This is a genomic window from Flavobacterium sp., assembly GCF_046293665.1.
GTDB lineage: Bacteria > Bacteroidota > Bacteroidia > Flavobacteriales > Flavobacteriaceae > Flavobacterium.
This window is the reverse complement of sequence record NZ_JBKBOL010000003.1, coordinates 134,111-150,615: the sequence shown is the minus strand read 5'-3', so window position 1 is coordinate 150,615 and position 16,505 is coordinate 134,111. Positions and strand designations below refer to the sequence as shown.

At 35.9% G+C, this 16,505-nt stretch carries 16 protein-coding genes; 5 read left to right on the top strand and 11 right to left on the bottom strand.

Features of this window, described 5'->3' with window-relative positions; genetic code table 11:
- Positions 1-14 precede the first annotated feature (14 nt).
- The 8 genes from ACK4R1_RS07060 to ACK4R1_RS07025 form a co-directional block, all read right to left on the bottom strand.
- Complete coding sequence (locus ACK4R1_RS07060) at positions 15-716, bottom strand: sulfite exporter TauE/SafE family protein (protein WP_409685060.1); 702 nt, start codon at positions 714-716, stop codon at positions 15-17.
- 47 nt (positions 717-763) lie between these two features.
- Positions 764-1,210 (bottom strand): FixH family protein, encoded by a 447-nt coding sequence (locus ACK4R1_RS07055; protein WP_409685057.1) that lies wholly within the window; start codon positions 1,208-1,210, stop codon positions 764-766.
- 11 nt (positions 1,211-1,221) lie between these two features.
- Positions 1,222-2,643 carry a cytochrome c oxidase accessory protein CcoG gene (gene ccoG / locus ACK4R1_RS07050; RefSeq protein ID WP_409685055.1) on the bottom strand — a complete coding sequence of 474 codons (1,422 nt, stop codon included), beginning with the start codon at positions 2,641-2,643 and terminating at the stop codon, positions 1,222-1,224.
- A gap of 30 nt (positions 2,644-2,673) precedes the next feature.
- Positions 2,674-3,612 carry a cbb3-type cytochrome c oxidase N-terminal domain-containing protein gene (locus ACK4R1_RS07045; protein WP_409685052.1) on the bottom strand — a complete coding sequence of 313 codons (939 nt, stop codon included), beginning with the start codon at positions 3,610-3,612 and terminating at the stop codon, positions 2,674-2,676.
- Between the two features lie 25 nt (positions 3,613-3,637).
- Entirely contained in the window at positions 3,638-3,805 is a 168-nt protein-coding gene (locus tag ACK4R1_RS07040; RefSeq protein WP_409664576.1) for a CcoQ/FixQ family Cbb3-type cytochrome c oxidase assembly chaperone, read from the bottom strand.
- 5 nt (positions 3,806-3,810) lie between these two features.
- The gene (gene ccoN, locus ACK4R1_RS07035) at positions 3,811-5,982 is read right to left on the bottom strand and encodes a cytochrome-c oxidase, cbb3-type subunit I (protein WP_409685049.1); all 2,172 of its coding nucleotides are present in this window, start codon (positions 5,980-5,982) and stop codon (positions 3,811-3,813) included.
- Between the two features lie 2 nt (positions 5,983-5,984).
- Positions 5,985-6,179: a cbb3-type cytochrome oxidase assembly protein CcoS gene (gene ccoS, locus ACK4R1_RS07030; RefSeq protein ID WP_121313422.1), complete on the bottom strand. Its 195-nt coding sequence runs from the start codon at positions 6,177-6,179 to the stop codon at positions 5,985-5,987.
- Between the two features lie 73 nt (positions 6,180-6,252).
- Positions 6,253-8,628, bottom strand: coding sequence for a heavy metal translocating P-type ATPase (locus ACK4R1_RS07025; protein WP_409685046.1), 2,376 nt, complete (start codon positions 8,626-8,628; stop codon positions 6,253-6,255).
- A 106-nt stretch (positions 8,629-8,734) separates the two neighbouring features.
- Between ACK4R1_RS07025 and ACK4R1_RS07020 the strand changes: the two genes are divergently transcribed.
- Complete coding sequence (locus ACK4R1_RS07020; protein ID WP_409685043.1) at positions 8,735-9,415, top strand: Crp/Fnr family transcriptional regulator; 681 nt, start codon at positions 8,735-8,737, stop codon at positions 9,413-9,415.
- A gap of 70 nt (positions 9,416-9,485) precedes the next feature.
- On the opposite strand, the gene ACK4R1_RS07015 is transcribed toward ACK4R1_RS07020, so the two are convergent.
- The 3 genes from ACK4R1_RS07015 to ACK4R1_RS07005 all read right to left on the bottom strand — a co-directional run bounded on the left by ACK4R1_RS07015 (position 9,486) and on the right by ACK4R1_RS07005 (position 13,627).
- Positions 9,486-12,305, bottom strand: coding sequence for a T9SS sorting signal type C domain-containing protein (locus ACK4R1_RS07015; RefSeq protein WP_409685040.1), 2,820 nt, complete (start codon positions 12,303-12,305; stop codon positions 9,486-9,488).
- A gap of 346 nt (positions 12,306-12,651) precedes the next feature.
- On the bottom strand, positions 12,652-13,065 hold the full coding sequence (locus ACK4R1_RS07010; RefSeq protein ID WP_409685038.1) for a DUF6691 family protein: 414 nt from the start codon (positions 13,063-13,065) through the stop codon (positions 12,652-12,654).
- A gap of 4 nt (positions 13,066-13,069) precedes the next feature.
- Positions 13,070-13,627: a YeeE/YedE family protein gene (locus ACK4R1_RS07005; protein WP_409685035.1), complete on the bottom strand. Its 558-nt coding sequence runs from the start codon at positions 13,625-13,627 to the stop codon at positions 13,070-13,072.
- A 121-nt stretch (positions 13,628-13,748) separates the two neighbouring features.
- Here ACK4R1_RS07005 and ACK4R1_RS07000 point away from each other — a divergent pair, with 121 nt between their 5' ends.
- The 4 genes from ACK4R1_RS07000 to ACK4R1_RS06985 all read left to right on the top strand — a co-directional run bounded on the left by ACK4R1_RS07000 (position 13,749) and on the right by ACK4R1_RS06985 (position 16,481).
- Entirely contained in the window at positions 13,749-14,240 is a 492-nt protein-coding gene (locus ACK4R1_RS07000; protein ID WP_409685032.1) for a DUF4199 domain-containing protein, read from the top strand.
- 39 nt (positions 14,241-14,279) lie between these two features.
- Positions 14,280-14,735 carry a 2-dehydro-3-deoxyphosphooctonate aldolase gene (locus tag ACK4R1_RS06995; RefSeq protein ID WP_409685029.1) on the top strand — a complete coding sequence of 152 codons (456 nt, stop codon included), beginning with the start codon at positions 14,280-14,282 and terminating at the stop codon, positions 14,733-14,735.
- A 66-nt stretch (positions 14,736-14,801) separates the two neighbouring features.
- Positions 14,802-15,620, top strand: a complete 819-nt coding sequence (gene kdsA, locus ACK4R1_RS06990; RefSeq protein ID WP_409685026.1) for a 3-deoxy-8-phosphooctulonate synthase — start codon at positions 14,802-14,804, stop codon at positions 15,618-15,620.
- A 15-nt stretch (positions 15,621-15,635) separates the two neighbouring features.
- Complete coding sequence (locus tag ACK4R1_RS06985; protein WP_409685023.1) at positions 15,636-16,481, top strand: hypothetical protein; 846 nt, start codon at positions 15,636-15,638, stop codon at positions 16,479-16,481.
- Positions 16,482-16,505: the final 24 nt, after the last annotated feature.

Below are 16,505 nucleotides of genomic sequence, written 5' to 3'. Positions count from 1 at the left end.
TGAATATTGGTTTCTTAATGACAATTGGCCTCCGCTTGGACAAATAAATTCATACTACTTGGTGAAATATATGCGATGTCTAAACCCATACCTCGGAAAACAAATAAAAGTCCGATGATGATGGTTATTAAAGGAATCATTTTTTGCAATTTATTTCTAAAAGGCATTGATAAAACAGAACTTACATAAACCACAGCACTCATCAAGGGAATAGTTCCTAAACCGTAAAGCAACATATAAGTTACTCCTAAAGTCACATTTTGCATAGCAATTGCTCCAAATAAAGCGGCATAAACCAAACCACAAGGCAATAATCCATTGAAAACACCCATCGTAAAAAAAGCATCAGGTGTTTTGCGTTTGAATTGGTTGCCCAAACTGCTTTTTACCTTAGAAATGAGTTTATAAATTGGTTTTGAAAAATTATATTTAGCAAAAAATCTTTCGGGAACTATAGCAATTAAAATCATCAAAACACCTAAAACAATGGAGAATCGCTGCTGCATTCCGGCGAGATACAATCCTTTTCCCAACAATCCGAAAAGCAATCCTAAAGTCGCGTAAGATGTTAATCTTCCGGCGTGATATAAGAGAATTTGGAATGCTTTTTTGGTTGGATTTTTTCTATCTACAGGCAACATCATGGCTATCGGTCCGCACATGCCTATACAGTGCAAACTAGAAACTAAACCGAATATGATGGCCGTGTAAAGCATTTTCTGAGTTATGAATTATGAGTTATAAGTTTTGCTATTGACATCAATTAAAAATAAATTTCTTCTTTATTCAAATAACTTTTTCCGTCATATTCCCAAGCAACAGTAATACCCCAAAGACCGCTAACCAGATTGTTTTTAGGTATGAGCAAATCTGAACCGGATAAAGCAAGTGAGACTTCAAAATCCAGTTTTTGGTTAGACGGTCTATATAGGGATACTTTTCCTTTAATTTTTGAATAGTCAAAGCTCTTAGGGAAATTAACTGTTAATCCTTGAGCCGTTTTAGCAATAGCAACTTTCTCGTTAAGATTGTTGGCGTTTTGAATGCTTTCAATATTTCCTTGAACGAGCTTTTCTTTTCTGTAATATTGCTCGGTAACCATTTCGTTATCATATTGACTATCAGATTGCACTTTAACTACAAAGTATAAAATGAAGCCCATAAACAGTGCAATAGCGATGACGATTCCTTTTCCCCAGTTAATTTTCATGACTGTATTTTTTAGTTAAAACTTCTCGGACCCACAAAATTGGTCGTTGCGGTTTCGATTAATTTATTGTTGTTGTAAACCTCAATTTTCAATTCAACTTTTTCGCCTTGTAAGTCGCTTTCCAAAATTTTGACAAAAAATGTTCCTTTGGTCATTCCTTGTTTCGGTACTTTGGCAAATGGACTACCTACAAGTTTGATTTCTCCTTTAGGTTCAATTAACTTAAAGGTAACATGTTCAAATTCTTTTTCAGTTTTATTGATGATGTCGTAATTGTAGATATTACTAATCTTGTCTCCATCGTGTTGGAACAATTGTCCCGGTGCATGTAAAATCGTAGCCTCTACATCATTTCTTAAGAATAACATTCCGATAAAAACCCCAATTAAAATAGCTAAAACTGCTATATAGCCTTTCATTCTGGTCGTTAACTTGAAAGGTTCTTTTTTTACAATTTCATCTTCACTAGCGTATCGAATCAAACCTTTAGGCAAACCGACTTTTTCCATAATCGAATCGCATTCATCGATACAAGCCGTGCAGTTGATACATTCTAACTGCGTTCCGTTTCTAATATCGATTCCGGTTGGGCAAACATGTACACAGACTTTACAATCGATACAATCGCCTTTACCTAAGGCTTTTCGGTCTTCGTTTTTATTGAATTTGGCTCTACCTGTTTCTCCTTCACCACGAACATGATCATAGGCCACATTGATGGTTTTGTTGTCGAGTAAAACCCCTTGCATTCTGCCATAAGGACAAGCGATTATACAAACTTGCTCTCTGAACCAAGCGTAAATAAAGTAGAATACTCCGGTAAAAATCAACAACGCGATGAGCGTTCCGGTATTTTTCGCCGGACCTTCTTTAATGAATTGTATTAACTCATCACTTCCGATTAAGTAAGCCAAAAACACATTGGCAATAATAAACGAGATGATGAAAAACACCATCCACTTCGTCACACGCTTTCTGATTTTTTCGGCATCCCAAGCTTGTTTTGACAAACGTATTTGTTGCGCACGGTCACCGTCAATCCAAAATTCAATTCGACGGAAAACCATTTCCATAAAAATAGTTTGTGGGCAAAACCAACCGCAGAATATACGGCCAAAAGCCACAGTAAACAAAGCCAATCCCACTACTCCAATTATCATCGAAATAACAAAAAGATGAAAATCTTGTGGCCAAAAAGGAAAACTGAAAATATTAAACCTTCTGTCGACTACATTAAAAAGTAAGAACTGATTGCCGTTGATTTTAATAAATGGTGCCGATAATAAAAAGGCTAACAACAAATAGCTGACTACTTTTCGCTTGTCATAAAAAGGACCCGAAGGTTTTTTAGGATGAACATATACTCGCTTCCCTTTTTCATCAATCGTTGAGATACTATCTCTAAAACTTTCATCCGGTATATTATTTTCCATTTTGTTATTGAATTAAAGATTTAATTCGGATTATTTTGTGGCTACTTTAGTCGTATCGGTTGATGTTGCGGCATCTGCACTCGAAGCAGCTTCTTCTACCCATTTTTCACCTTCGGCAGCTTTGGCTCCGGCAGGTTTTGTACCTTGCAAACTCAAGACATAACTGGCTACTTTTTGAACTTCTTTAGTTCCTAAAGTTTTAGCCCAAGCCACCATCGTTGGGTTATTTTTACTTCCTTCGGCAATCAATTTAAATACGTTTTTGATTCCGCCACCGTTAATCCAATGTTCATCGGTTAGATTTGGACCCACAATTCCACCACCATCAGCTTTGTGACAAGCGGCGCAAGCATTGGTATAAATTTCTTTTCCTTTGGCCAAACTTTCAGCATCGGTTAGTAAAGTTACTTTGTCAAAAGTGATTTCTTCTTTTGGCGAATTGAGTTTGTTTTTTTCGATTTCAATATTGGCTGCCGCAACTTCCTGGTCGTATTCCTGAGCTTGAGTATATTCATCCATCACATGGAATCGCACCAAATAAATTGCTCCGAAAATGATGGTTGCATAGAACAAGTTTACCCACCATGGCGGTAAAACATTATCTAATTCTTTGATACCGTCATAATCATGATCGAGCATTACATCAGCTTCTTGTTCGATGGCTTTAGAGCGGGTCATTTTCTTCAATAAATTCTGAATCCATTTACTTTCGGTGAATGAAACAGATTGGACTTCTTCTAATTTTTGTCGTTGCTCATCGGTTAACATATGATACGTTACGTTATCAATAGCGCTAACGACAATTTCAATAGCTACCAGCAAAAACAAGAATACTAGTAAAAATACCGAAACCATTGGATACTTGATAAAAGCAGGTCGATCACCTGAGTCGATAAAATATTCCAAAGCGCCGAAAACAAAGGCAAAAATCAGTGGAACTCTTACGTATGATGGAATTAATTTTTTCATTTTTATACTTTTTAAGTTGTAATAATTAGTCTTCCAACGGAAGGTTACTTACTTTTTTTATGGTTTCTTTGCTGTAAGTCATCGCCCAAACAGTGAACAAAACAAAAGCGGTAAAGAAAATCGTCAGTGAAATGATTGGGTATATTTCTACACCGGTAATCGTTTCTAAATTGTGTTTTACATATTTTAGCATGACGTTTATTTTTTAGATTTTACTTGAGTGTCTGTTCCTAATCTTTGCAGATAAGCAATCAAGGCTACGATTTCTCTGTCTTTCAACGGAACTGTTGCGTTTCCAAAAGCTTTTTTGATATCGGCATTTGCCAATAATCTGGCTTCGATTTTAGCGGCTTGCTCATCTGAAATTTTAACGGCGTTGGCTACTTCTTCATTAGAATATGGTACGCCTAAAGTCACCATTGCTTCCAATTTGGCTTGTAACGTTGAATTGTCCAATTTGTCTTTAATCAACCATTGGTATCTTGGCATAATCGATCCCGGAGAAATACTTTGCGGATCATACATGTGATTGAAATGCCAAACGTCATCTCTACCGCCATTGAATGGTTTTCCCGGAACACCTTCTCTGGCTAAATCCGGACCGGTACGTTTAGAACCCCAAAGGAATGGATGGTCATAAACATTTTCACCTGATTTAGAATACTCGCCATAACGCTCTACTTCTGAACGGAAAGGACGAATCATTTGAGAGTGACAACTCACACAACCTTCTCTGATATAAACATCTCTACCTTGTAATTCAAGTGGTGTATATGGTTTTACAGCGGCTATCGTTGGGATATTTGATTTCACTAAAATGGTTGGAAGAATTTGAATCAAACCACCAATTAAAATCGCAATGGTAGTATAAATCATAAATCTCACCGGTTTTCTTTCTAACCAAGCATGCCATTTTTCACCTTTCAAACGGTTTGGACTGATAACCGCCAAAGCCGGAGCTTCTGCTGGTTCGTCTTGAATTGCTGAACCTTGTTTTACAGTTTTTACAATGTTGTAAACCAATACAATCACCCCTACTAAATACAAAGTACCACCGATGGCGCGCATCCAGTACATTGGCATAATTTGGGTTACAGTTTCCAGGAAGTTACCGTATTGTAAAGTACCGTCCGGTTTGAATTGTTTCCACATAGAAGCCTGAGTAAATCCGGCTACATACATTGGAAGTGCATATAATATAATCCCTAAAGTACCAATCCAGAAATGGAAGTTGGCTAATTTTTCAGAGAACAATTTGGTTTTGGTCATTCTAGGGATCAACCAATATATCATCCCAAAAGATAAGAACCCGTTCCAAGCTAAAGCACCAACGTGTACGTGGGCAATAATCCAGTCGGTGAAGTGTGCAATCGCGTTTACGTTTTTCAAAGACAACATTGGTCCTTCAAAAGTGGCCATACCATAACCGGTAATCGCAACTACGAAGAATTTCAATACTGCATCGGTTCTTACTTTATCCCAAACGCCGCGAAGGGTTAACAATCCGTTGATCATACCACCCCAAGATGGCGCAATTAACATTACAGAGAATACTACTCCAAGATTTTGTGCCCAATCCGGTAAAGAAGAGTACAACAAATGGTGTGGTCCTGCCCAGATATAGATGAAGATTAAAGACCAAAAGTGGATGATAGACAATCTATAAGAATACACAGGACGATTAGCGGCTTTTGGCACAAAATAATACATCATTCCCAAGAATGGCGTGGTTAAGAAAAAGGCAACTGCATTGTGTCCGTACCACCATTGCACTAAAGCATCTTGTACACCTGCGTAAACTGAATACGACTTCATGGCAGAAACCGGTAATTCAAAACTATTAAAAATGTGAAGAACTGCAACCGTTACGAAAGTCGCAATGTAGAACCAAATGGCTACATAAATGTGACGTTCTCTTCTTTTGATAATCGTACCAATCATATTGATACCAAATACGACCCAAATTAAAGCAATGGCGATGTCAATTGGCCATTCTAATTCGGCGTATTCTTTAGAAGTAGTATAGCCCAACGGTAACGTAATGGCCGCGGCTACTATGATTAATTGCCATCCCCAAAAGTGTATTTTGCTGAATAAATCGCTAAACATTCTGGCTTTAAGTAAACGTTGCATTGAGTAATACACTCCGGCAAACATTGCATTACCTACGAATGCGAAAATCACTGCATTGGTGTGTAAAGGTCTTAGACGTCCAAAACTTAAGAAGGAAACTCCACTGGTTACATTGGGAAATAAAAACATGAATGCTAATAATAGCCCAACCAACATCCCTACAATACCGAAAGCGATACTGGCGTAAATGAAGTTCCTTACAATTTTGTTGTCATACTGAAATTGTTGCATTTCCATAATTATAATTGTTTTTCTTCGGTTATATTAATTTGATTTTTGTTAGTTTCTTTTACGAGCTCGTCGTCAAAAAGCATTCTGACGGATGGCGTATAGTCGTCGTCATATTGTCCGCCTCTTACTGCTTTAATAAAAGCATAGAGAAAGAATACAGCTACTACAATACTTATCGAGATTAACATATAAATGACACTCATACCTCTAATTTGTGTTAGACAAAATTACTCTTGTGGTTATTCTTAAAATATGACATTTGTCATACTTCCCTTTTTATTTTCTATTGGCAAAAACATTACTCATAATGGTCACAAAACTCACGATAGTGATAGTACTCAACGGCATGATGATAGCGGCAACTATTGGCAATAGATTTCCGGTTACGGCATAAGTCAAACCAACTACGTTATACAACAATGACAATCCGAAACTCATGTAAATAATAAACATGGCGTTTTTGGAATATTTCAAGAAGAAATTGATTTTTGGGAACTGACTCGCGTCTAAAATCCCATCACAAGCCGGTGAAAACACATTGACATTTTCGGAAATTGAAATCCCAATATTACTTTGTGCCAATGCACCTGCATCATTCAAACCATCTCCTATCATTAACACATTTTTACCTTCTTTTTGAAGGTTATCGATGTAAGCAAGTTTCTGTTCAGGTTTTTGATTAAAGACTAAAACTGTGCTTTCCGGAAGCATTTTTTCTAAAATTTTACGCTCTCCATCATTGTCTCCGGATAATACAATGAGGTTGTATTTTTTGGCTAAATTTTCGAACAATTGTTCTAATCCTTTTCGGTATTGGTTGTTAAAAACATAACTGCCTTTATACACACCGTTGATTTCAACATGCACTTTGGTTTTTTTATGGGTATTTTCACTCATGTGTTGCAAAAACTGGGAAGAACCCAATTTGATGGTATTGCCTTCCAATTCGGCAAAAATTCCTTTCCCGATTATCTCTTCGAAAGATTTTGTTTCTATTTTATTTTGAGGCGGAATAAAATCGTACAATCTTCGGCTTAACGGATGATTAGAACCTCTAAGAGCATTTTTTAATAATTTCAATTCGAAATCAGTTAGCACATCGCCTTCATAAGAAATGGAAGTCTTTTCATTGGTGGTAATGGTTCCGGTTTTATCAAAAACAATGGTATCCACTTTGGCCATTTGTTCGATGACAATGGCGTTTTTTAAGTACAATTTTCGATTCCCCAGAATGCGTAAAACATTTCCTAAAGTGAACGGCGCCGTCAATGCCAAAGCACAAGGACAAGCCACAATGAGAATGGCGGTAAAAACATTAAACGCCGTAGTTATATCAATAAAAATCCAATAAGCAAAAGATACTACAGACAACAGTAATAAAGCCGGTGTGAAATAACGACTGATTTTATCGGTGATGGATTTGTGTTTTTGGTCGACTTTCTTTTGGAAAACATCATTGCTCCACAATTGGGTTAAATAACTTTGGGATACCGAAAACAGCACTTCCATTTCGATGACTTTGCCCAATTGCTTTCCTCCAGCAAAAATTTTGTCTCCCGATTTTTTTTCAATAGCAACGGCTTCACCGGTTACAAAACTATAGTCGATTGACGTTTTATCCGAAATCAAAATCCCGTCTACCGGAATCAATTCTTGATTGCGAATCAATAGCCTATCGCCTTTTTTGATATCGTAAACTTGAACCGCTTCTTCAGTACCATTGGGCAAAATCTTAGTAATCGCAATTGGAAAATAAGATTTGTAATCGCGTTCAAATGAAAGGAAATCATACGTTTTTTGTTGGAATAATTTCCCCAGCAACATAAAGAAAATCAACCCACACATGCTATCGAAGAAACCTTGTCCGTAACCAAATGCGATGTCAACCGTACTTCGGATAAACATCACTACAATTCCTAAAGCAATGGGAACTTCTATATTTAACATGCCTTGCCTTATGCTTTTCCAAGCCGCTACATAATAGATAGAAGCTGAATAGAAAAACGCCGGAAGCGACAAGGCAAAAGTCAACCAGCGGAAAAAACCTTTGTATTGCTCAATCCAAAACTCATTGACTTCAAAATACTCGGGAAATGACAACAGCATAATATTTCCGAAACAAAAGAATGCCACACCCAATCTATAAATTAGGGAACGATCAATTTGCTTTCGGCCTTCGTCAAAGTTTTCTAAGCTGATGTATGGTTCGTAACCAATGGAACAAAGCAGTTCTACAATTTGTTTGAGATTAGTTTGTTCGGGATTGTAAGTAATTCGGACTTTCTTATTGGGAAAATTAACTTGCGAAGCGCCTATTCCCGATTGAAGCCTTTGTAGATTTTCCAAAATCCAAATACACGAACTACAGTGTATGTGAGGAATGTAAAGTGAAACAATAGCTGTTGCACTTTCTTGGAATTCGAGAAGTTTATTGACAATTTCTTCATTGGCTAAAAAATCATATTTGCCTTTAATATCCAGTGGTGTCGCGCCAGGCGCTGATTGAAAATCATAATAACAAGTCAAGTCATTTTGACTAAAAATTTCGTAAACTGTTTTACAACCGTTACAACAAAAGCTTTTGTCATCAAAAAGAATCTCATCCTTTTTTATGATTTCGTTACCACAATGGAAGCACTGTGATGTATTCATAATTTGCTCATTTTACCTGTTACAAAGGTGAAACAAGCGTTAAAATTAAAATATGATAATTGTCATACTTTAAATATATTTGTAGAGAACAAAATCAAAAACCTTAATGAGTAAATGTGAACAATGTATTGTGAGACAGTTTAGCTCTCTTAAAGCATTAGGCAAAGAAGAGTTGCTCAAAATGGCCGATTGTAAAACTTCCTATACGATCAAAAAAGGAGAACCTATTTTTGAAGAAGGCGAAGTAACCAATGGCATTTACTGTGTAAAAGACGGTGTTTGTAAATTGTCTAAATTGAGTTCCAACGGAAAAGATCAAATTGTTAAGCTGGTCAAACCCGGAGAATTATTAGGCCAACGTTCAATGATAAGTGATGAACCGGCTAATTTAAGTGCGGTTGCTTTAGAAGACATGGAAGTCTGTTTTATTCCGAAAACAGAGATCATGCAATTCTTTACTCAAAACAATCAGTTTTCAATGAATGTCATGAAATCTATTTGTGGCGATTTGAAAGATGCAGACGATCACATGGTCGATTTGGCTCAAAAAAGTGTTAAGGAACGTTTGGCCGGAACACTAATTTATCTGGAAGAAACTTTTGGCACTGATACTGATGGTGCGCTTAGATTACAACTATCACGTGAAGAACTAGCCGGAATTATTGGTACAGCTACCGAAAGCTGTATCAGATTACTTTCTGAACTGAAGAAAAGTACTTTAATAGATTTGACAGGCAAGAAAATTAAGATTGTCAACAAAAACAAATTGCGTCGCCTAGCTGATTAATTTCATTGTAAAAACAAAAAACCACCTACATCTTTCGATAAGGTGGCAGCTGATAAGATAACAGGGTTAGTTATTGTATCAACGTTTTCTTTGTATAAGTTTGGCCATTGTCTAAAGTAACTTTTACTAACAAAACTTGTGGCGCGCTTTGAATTTGGATTGATTCTACTGCATTGGTTGTTAAATTAGATTGGCTGTACAATTGTTTTCCTAGCACATCAAACATCTCTACTTTAGTAATGGTTGTTGTAGCACAGTACACTGAAATCCCATTGTTATTTGACACTACTTTGATGTCATTGTCAGCAATAGTTGGATTATTTGTTCCTAATGCCTGAGTAGTATATCTTAACTCAAATCGGTCATTAAAAGTACCATTTGTGGTAGTAAATGTAAAATTACTTTCTTTTAAGTTGTGATAAAGACCGGTTGTTTTATCCAATAAATATACATTTTGATTGTCAAAAACGCCATCAAAATTATCAAGACTGATGGTTAATGAACCATTTATTGTAGTTGAATATCCAAAAGGTACGATATCGTCTGCAGAAAAAGGTAGTGCTTTACCTTGAATAGCCAAGTCAGTAGTTCCCACAGTTGTGTATATAGCAACCGGATTACCAACAAATGCCGTTTTGCCATCGAATAATCTATCAATATCATTAGTAGCATTTTCTATGTATCCCACTAACATTTGATTATAAGCACCTTCAGTATTGCTCAAAGAAACCCAAAGACGGTGTTTTTCTAATGTTTGAGAAACACTTCCTTCGTCATTATTAACAACGGTGCCATTTGTTCTGAAAAACTGCGCATTATTTCCGGAAACTCTCATTGAATTTTTAAAAGTTGCAGAATAAGTTCCATTAGGCAATGTGGTATTTGTTTCGATAAAGAAACCTTGCCCAGCCGCTACTTTACCGGTTGGTACCGGACCTCCTGAAAGCGCCATTGTTCCAACACCGGTTCCCACGCCACCAGTTAAATTGTATTTAGCATAATCATTAGCCGTATAATTGCCATTAGTTATTGCTGTATTGTGTGTCCAAAGAAAAATAGTTCCGTTTACGATTCCTGAATTAGCGGGATCTGTAATAAATAAGTCGATATCGATAGCAGATGGATATGGATTCCCAATTAAATTATTGGTGCCTGCTGATTTTATAATTGGTGTCGAAATATTACCGTTGTTTGGCGTTCCTACAAAGTTTGTTTGTAAAATTTGAGTTGGATTGTAAACTAAATTTTCAGGAGCTCTAGAAAGGTAACCAACTCCTAAAGCCATAGTAGTAGCAGCAGTATGATAAACATAATTATTTATAGTTGGACTAAAAGAATAGAAATAAGAATCACCAGCCAATTGGCTTAAAGTCGCATTGCTAACCGGAGAAGACCAATAACCATAATCATACAACTTCATAGGAGTTGTTCTTCTTTTATAAGTAATACTTCCTGAATTCACAGAGGCATTATTGGTTTGAACTAAACTCGCAGTATCTTCAAAAGTCAATGAGCCACCAGGGTTAACAGAAACTTCATTAGCAATATTTAAAGTATGTCCGGCATTGATAACAACCGAACCAGAGGTAACATTACAAGTACAACCTGATATATTTCCTGTGGAAGAAAAATTCCCTGAAAACACTAATTTTTGAGCTGCTGTAGGCGTCCCGTTTGACCAAACACTTCCGTTCCAAGTATTGGTTGGTTGTTGAGAAATGGTGATACTACTTGACGCTACTGATGTACATGAACCTAAAGTTGCCCTAACCGTGTAAGTTCCGGAAGGAGCTGACACTGTAGCGCCAGATACAGAAACTCCTGTTGAAGGTAAAACTGTATAGGTATAAGCTGCATTATAATTGGTTATTACAAAACTACCCGAGGCCAAAGTACATGTAGGCTGTGTTAAACTACCAACTGTTGGTTGTGACGGAGTTGTAGGCTGTGAATTAATAGTAACGCTGGTAGCTGGAGATGTACAACCGGCTGCACTTCTGGCGGTCACGTTATAAGTTCCCGGAGCCACAGTTGTAAATATACCTGTAGTGTTGGTATAAGTAGAGCCGTTTATACTAAAGGTCATTCCGCTAGCCGAAGGACTATTTATAGTAATAGTTCCTGTAGCAACACTACAAGTTGGTTGTGTTAACGTAACTGAAGGTGTAGCTGGCAATGGATTTACAGTTACCGTTACAGCTTTTCTTGGAGTAGTAACACCACTTGAATTGGTTACTGCTTCAACATAATAAACTGTAGTTGCAGTTAAAACTGGAGTGGTGTAAGTAACAGTATACGGACTAGAAGTTACCGTTGATGTTGCAACCGGACTTCCTCCTGAGGCAACAGTATAAAATTTGAAGGTTGTTGAGGAGGTTGGTGCCGGGTTTTGAGAAGCCGTAATCACAGAAGTGCCAGAATTACAGATTGAGGTTGCTGAAGCAATAACGACATTAAATCCTCCATCGGAAACCAAATTTGGGAAATCCGTTATTGCACCGCCACTACCATTACATGACGCTACTTTTATCGTTCCAATTTTTATTAAATCAGAGGCGCTACAATTGCTTCCTGCACTTATGTTACCGCCATTTTCAATAACAATAGAAGAACCGGCGGCTAAAGTCAAATCATAGTTACCGTTAGAAAAATCTATGTTTGCATTATTTCTAATTACAAACTGTATGGCACCATAACAACTCAAATTTAAATTTTGATTCATTACCAAATTGGTAGGATTGGTTCCATCACCAATATATATTGTAGTACAGCCTGAAAAGGTGCTACAAGTTACTGTACTTGAATTAACATTAGGAGAACCTGTTAAAGTACATTGTGCTGAAGTCAATTGACTAAAAATAATAATTAATGTAAGTAATATCTTTTTCATAAAAAATAGTTTTATATAGATTTGGTCTTTAAAACACCACAAAATTAACTCCTATCCAACTTAACCTACACTTTTTCCGATATTCGACCAAAAAACTCTACGAACTACACTTTCGTTACATTTAATGGTGATTATTGGGCTTTTGTCGAATAATTATTCATTGAAACCGATGTATTTTTATGTTTTATTAAGAAAAATTTAACGGCAGAACCAAAAATATTTTTATATAGCAGTCATCTACGAATTCACAAAGGATTCGGTTTTCTTGATTTTAAACGAAAGGATAACTTTCACAAAAGAGTATGAAAAAAAAAGCGTCTCGATAATCGAAACGCTTTTGATATAGTTAATGAGGTAATTTATCTTTAAAAAGACCATATAGAAAAGTCCCAAAAACAGCACCGAGTAAAATTAGTCCCACACTTAAAAATCCGGAACCGAGAAGGATGAAAATAGGACCTGGACAAGCACCAACCATAGCCCAACCTAACCCAAAAAGAATCCCGCCAATCCAATAGCGAATATTGCCTTTTTCTTTATCTTGAATGTAAATTGGATTGCCATCAATATCTTTAAGTTTCTTTCTTTTGATAATTTGAACTCCTGTTAAGCCAGTTGCAATAGCCACTCCTATTATACCATACATATGAAAAGATTGAAATTGGAACATTTCATAAATTCGATACCATGAAACGGCTTCGGCTTTGGTAAGTACTATTCCGAAAATAAAACCAACGACTATATATTTTAATAGATTCATGTTTTTAGAAAATTAGAGGTAAAATAAAATGTGCCATAAGTAAGCCACCGATAAAAAATCCAATCACAGCTTTTAATGAAGGTAATTGTAAATTACTCAGCCCTGAGATTGCATGTCCTGAAGTACAACCTCCGGCATAACGCGAACCAAATCCAATTAAAACACCTCCAAATACTAAAATCAAAATCATCTTAGGAGATTCAAAAATTTCAATACCGAAAAGTGCATCCGGTAACAATTTACCATTAGGTGCTTCAATACCCATAGTGGCTAATTGCTCAATGGTTTTTGGATTTAAATCAACATTAGAAGCATCACTTAAAAAATGTACCGCTACATAACCTCCAATCATAGCTCCTGCTACCACAGCTAAATTCCAACGTTGTGATTTCCAATCCCAATCGAAAAAAGATATTTTCTTTCCAATTCCTGTCATTGAACATAGGGAGCGTAAATTGGAAGACATCCCAAAGACTTTTCCAAAATAATTAAGGGTTAACATTACCATTCCGATAAGAAAACCGGAAATAGCCCAATGCCATGTATGTGTAATCATTTCCATGTAATTTTTTTTTACAAAAATAGAAATATAAAAGTGTTTTTGACTACAAAATATTTATCGAAATAAAGTATTTTTGACCCAAAAGAGATGAACTGACGGAGTAAATCAAATTCAATTCCCTATGAAAAATTATTCTATAGAAATAAAATGGACACTTCGGTTTATATTACTGGTATTAGCATGGGCAATAGGAGAAAAATTCATTGGATTGCATGACCAATATATCGACCAATATGCACTTTATACTAACCTATTTGCTATTCCGGCTTTTTGTTTTTATTATTTAGGACTGAAAGAAAAGAAAAAATATGTTTACAACAATAAAATGACTTGGACACAAGGTTTTGTCAGTGGTGTTGTGCTTTCATTTTTCATTGCCTTATTAATGCCGATTGCCCAATTTATAATTTATAAAAGCATCTCTCCTAATTTTTTTGAGACGATTATTGAATACAAAACCAAAAGTCCGTTATTGACGCGTCACGTTACTTTAAAAGATGCCCAAAGTTATTTTAATTTAAAAAGTTATATGATCCAAGGTGTTTTCAGTGGATTATCAATGGGTATAATTACCGGAGCAATTGCTTCTCTTTTCTTGCGTTCCAAAAAATAAAATAGCACGGTTATTGTGTCATCGAAAAAAAAGTTAATCATGAAAATATTTTCCAAACTCATTCTTCTCACATTGCTGGTTTCACTTCTTTCTTCTTGTGTCAGCACAAAATCTACTATTAAAAATATTGACAATACTGCACCAACCCCAAAGTTAAAGGACAATGTTTTTGTTTTAACAGAATACAGTAAGGATAAAAAATATGGTTATGATCCTGATTATCCGGTAAATGTTTTCTATATGAATACAAAAGATGAAAACCTCAATGCAGAAAGATATCTTAGGGCTTTGGCAGGACCAAATGGGGAAAAAATATCTTTTACCAAATTAGAAAGTTGTTGTCCATTCCCTACCAAAAGAACAGAAGTTGGCGCAGGTTTCCTAGATATTTACGAATTGCAATGGGAAGGACAAAAAAAACCGATAAAAATTTACATAAATATTTATGAAAGAGGCTATTTGCTAGTCCCTATTGGTCTTTCCATCAAAAAATAACTAATTAAAATATCTGTAAAATTTACCAAATTATTCATAACTTAGCGACTTTTAAATCCAAAATTTATGAATATAAATACCATTCCACAAATCAAGAATACCGATAGTGGAAATTTCTTCGTACTTGCCGGTCCTTGTGCCATAGAGGGCGAAGAAATGGCGATGAGAATTGCCGAGAAATTAGTTACTATAACTGACAAATTACAAATCCCCTATGTTTTTAAAGGCTCTTTTAAAAAAGCCAATCGTTCCCGAATTGACAGTTTCTCGGGCATTGGTGATGAAAAAGCGTTAAAAATTCTTCGTAAAGTTTCTGAATCCTTTCACATACCAACAGTTACCGACATTCATACTAATGAAGATGCGGCTATGGCTGCGCAATATGTAGACGTGTTACAAATTCCTGCCTTTTTAGTTCGCCAAACCGATTTGGTCGTAGCTGCGGCCAATACAGGAAAAGTGGTCAATTTGAAAAAAGGCCAATTTATGAGCCCGGAAAGTATGAAACACGCTGTTCAAAAAGTTTTAGATTGCAACAACCAAAACGTAATGGTTACCGACAGAGGAACCATGTTTGGTTATCAAGATATGATTGTTGATTTTCGTGGTATTCCAACAATGCAACAATATGCTTCTACAGTACTAGATGTTACCCATTCTTTACAACAACCCAATCAAACTATTGGTGTAACCGGAGGAAGACCTGATATGATTGAAACTATTGCCAAAGCCGGAATTGCAGTTGGCGTAGACGGAATTTTTATAGAAACCCATTTTGATCCGACAAATGCCAAAAGCGATGGCGCTAATATGTTACATTTAGACTATTTCGAAGGTTTAATGACAAGACTGGTAGCCATCAGAAAAACAATAAACACGTTCTAAACTTATTTACAAGCCTTGAAAAAAATATTTTTATTCTCATTAGTGACATTAATGGCGCAAGCACAAATTATTTCTGCGCAAGAAGAGAAAACCAATCCTGACAAATATACTGCTCATAACAAGGGTAAGTTTTATGTTTTTTGGGGTGGAAATCGAGAAAGCTTTTCAAAATCGGATATCCATTTTAAAGGAGATAATTACGATTTCACATTGCACAATGTTAGTGCAGGTGACAAGCCAAAAGGTTGGCATTTGGATTATTTGAATCCTGCCAGAATGACGATTCCTCAAACCAATTTGAGAATCGGATATTTTATAAACGACCATTACAATATTTCTATTGGATTTGACCACATGAAATATGTAATGAACCAAAATCAAGTAGTGAAGATAAATGGTGAAATTAATGACGGAACTATTTTTGACGGAACCTATAACAATGACCTTATCGTTCTGACCGAAGATTTTTTAACTTTTGAACATACTGATGGTTTAAATTATGTGAACACCGAATTTTCAAGAGTTGATGATATTTCCAAATGGTTAAACATTAGAAATACAGATAAATTTCAATTGAATATCACAGAAGGAATTGGCGCCGGTTTTCTATATCCAAAAACCAATGCCATGTTATTAGGCAAAGAAAGACATGATGATTTTAATATTGCAGGTTATGGTCTTTCTGCTAAAGTAGGATTGAACTTTACTTTTTTCAAACACTTTTTTATTCAGACCGAATTAAAAGGTGGATATATTGAAATGAATGATATTAGAACAACGCATAGCGATTCAGATAAAGCCTCACAGCACTTTTTCTTTTTACAGAGAATCATAGCTTTTGGAGGTATTTTTAAAGTATAATTTTTCTATTGACCACCGACCAAA